General features: G+C 69.3%; 2 protein-coding genes and 1 pseudogene. All 3 read right to left on the bottom strand.

Annotation, left to right across the window (positions count from 1 at the left end; genetic code table 11):
* Nucleotides 1–233: pseudogene (locus tag GT354_RS46095) on the bottom strand (hypothetical protein); the annotation flags it as partial.
* Entirely contained in the window at nt 221–1,210 is a 990-nt protein-coding gene (blsE, locus tag GT354_RS46090) for a cytosylglucuronate decarboxylase (protein WP_161363516.1), read from the bottom strand. The gene blsE and the pseudogene GT354_RS46095, both read right to left, overlap by 13 nt.
* A 47-nt stretch (nt 1,211–1,257) precedes the next feature.
* The gene (locus GT354_RS46085; protein WP_161363513.1) at nt 1,258–2,490 is read right to left on the bottom strand and encodes a hydroxymethylcytosylglucuronate/cytosylglucuronate synthase; all 1,233 of its coding nucleotides are present in this window, start codon (nt 2,488–2,490) and stop codon (nt 1,258–1,260) included.
* Nucleotides 2,491–2,902: the final 412 nt, after the last annotated feature.

The following is a 2,902-nucleotide window of genomic DNA, read 5'->3' as shown; positions in this document are numbered from 1 at the left end:
CCGGCCACCGGCCGCAGGTCGCCGAGGTGGGCGGCGATGCGCCGCAGGGCGAGCAGCGAGTCCAACTGCCGGTCGCGGGAGACCAGCACGATCCGGCGGCCCGACCCGGAGTGGCCGGGCGGCGTCGGGTCCGTCGGGTCGGCCGTCACGGTGCGCGGCGTGGGACGAACACCGTCGGCAGCGGTGTGGGGGAGTGGCGGGTTCGGGTCCTCGCGGGGGGTCAGTAGTGCCACGGGGTCACCGATCCCAGCCGGGCGACGTCGTCGCTGTAGCCGGCGGCCGTGGTCGAACAGCCGTTGCACACCAGGGGCCCCTGGTCGCGGTAGAAGTCGGCGTGCTTGCGGAAGGCCGGCGTGTCCAGGGTGATCACACCGCCCTCGCGGACGGGGGCGCCGCCGGGTCCGTCGTCGCCCTCGCGGTGCGGGATGCAACTGCACGCGTACATCCGCCCGTACTTGCCGTCGATGTAGATGACGTCGTCGGTGACGTGGCACAGCGGCTGCGATGCGCGAGGAGTGACCGATTCCGCGAAGTAGCGTGCCTGTTCCTCCGGTTCGTCGCCGTAGAACCGCCGGCCCATCGGCACCAGCACGCGGTCGGGATCGGCGTCGTAGAGGCCGTCGCACACCCGGCGCACGTCGTCGGGGTCGGGGTAGGTGATCGAGCGGTCCAGCTTCAGCGCCGACAGTTCCCACTGCCGGACCCCGGCCTGGGTCAACACCTGCTGCAACAGCGGCATCTGGGCGTAGTTGTGCGGTCCGACCACCGTGTTGACCCTGGGCAGGACACCCAATGCGGCTGCGGTGCGCAGGCCGCTCAGTCCGCTGTCGAACATGCCGGGGGAGCGTCGGTACACGTCGTGCGTGGCGGCGGACGCGCCGTCCAGGCTGACGATCACCTGGGCCAGGCCCGCCGCGGCCAGGCTCTCGGCCATCCTCGGCAGCATCGAGCCGTTGGTGATGAGGGACATCTTCATCCCCGCGGCCGTGCCCGAACGCACCAGTTCGACGACGTCCGGGTGCATGAGCGGTTCGCCACCGGTGAATCGCACGTAGCGCACGCCGGCGTCGTGGGCCTTGGGCAGCAGGTCCTCGAAGTCCTCCAGGGAGAAGCGGAACGTGTCACGCGACAGCGCGAAGTCACACATGAAGCAGTCGGCGTTGCAGGCTTCCAGGATCCTGATGAAGAGATAGCGATGGCGCTCGCGCACAGTGGTGACCCTTCGGGCGGTCGCGGAAAGGGGCGGGTCGAGACGGGTCAGGCGGCCGGGCGCGTGCTTGGCAGGATCGCGAGCAGGGAGTCGGCCACTTGGGCGGCCCCGTCGACGCCGAGGGTCGCGGTCAGCGCGCCCCAGTCGATGCCGCCCTCGGCGGCGCGTCGCAGCGCGGTCAGGATGTCGTCCCGGAGGGCGACGCCCGTCGCCCTGCCGTCGGCGTCCGCGGCAGCGGTGGCGATTCCGGCGTAGATCAGCGCCAGGGCGTGGTCCTCGCCCCGACTGCGGAGCGACAGCGCCTCCTCCTCGGTGAAGACTCCCTTGGGCCAGGTGACCCGAGTCGGGGCGCCGATCGCGTGGGTGTGGAAACGCCCGTTGAAGATCTGGCTGAGGTTTTGTGGCGGCAGGCAGATCGTGGGCACGCGCAAGTCGCCCGCCTCCAGCAGGGTGGTCAGGCCCGGAGACGTCAACAGGACGTCGCAGCCGGCCACCCGGTCCAGGAACTCGCCGTGCGACAGCGCCCCCGTGGTCACGCGCGGCGGGGTGATCGACGCGTCCACCAACTGCCCGGCGAGGTCGGCCGGCAGATTTCCGGCCACGTGCGCCTCGTGGATGCCGAACGCGGCGAGCGCCTCCAGTACGGCGGGCACGACGATCCGCGGATAGGACGTCCAGTCGGCGAGGCTGGGGGACCGCAGACCGCCGAGCGTGACCAGGGCCGTGCGGTAGGGGCGGGCGGCCTCGGCGGTGGTGGTGGCGGTGGCGCCCCGGGCGGCGACCGGCGGCGTGCCGACGACGGCCTCGACCCAGCGCAGGGTGCGGACGGACGCCAGGACGTCCAGACACTCGGGGGGAAGTTCGACGCACTTCTGCGCGCAGTACACCGTCGCGTCGAGCGGCAACGCGGCCAGGTCACCCCGGGACCACATGAAGGGCAGGCTGTCCACGAACACGGTGGGCACGCCGGACGCCTCCAACGCCTTCGCGACGACGCCGTCCAACACCACCACCGCGGCCCCCGCCCGCTCGGACCGCGTGATCGCGGCCACGGCGCCCGGGAGGTCGTCGTCGTCGGTGTTCGGCAGGTCGTACCAACGGTCGATTCCGTGTTCGGACAGCACCGGGCGACCGAGGCCGGAGGCGAGACCGACGAACCGCAGCGGCCAAGGCGACCGCTTGCGGAGGGCGGACAGGATCGCGCCGAGCTTTCCCGAACTACCCCAGCCGAATTCCGCACCGGCAACGACCACGGTTTGCGCGTCGACATCAGTCAGCATCGAATCCTTCTCGACTTCCCGGGTGGGCGGGCGGCGGATATCGCCATCAATATAGGTCGCCTTTCCAGCTCCATGCAACCGGTTTGTCGGTAAATTCCGAGAGGGTGACACGGGCACAGAATATGTATATCCAGGGCTCATGTGAAAATGTAATCGTATGAATATCCAACGGTCCGCAGAGGTGGTCGCGGCCTTAAGAGACCCCTGTGACCTGGTAATTCGCCGAAGTGAGAGATCATGGCCGAATCAACGACGAAATCTGCGCGTACGGTTCCACGTTTCACGGGAAAGCCCGACGTGAGCCCAGTCGGACGAACAGATCATAAGCCGGCCGATATTCACGTGACACGGTTGAACGATCATCCGAAACAGGAACCGTGCATCGGCCGACAGGTCCGCCCGACTTCCACGG

Source organism: Streptomyces sp. SID3343 (assembly GCF_009865215.1).
Lineage (GTDB): Bacteria > Actinomycetota > Actinomycetes > Streptomycetales > Streptomycetaceae > Embleya.
This window is presented reverse-complemented; position numbering and strand designations above follow the sequence as displayed.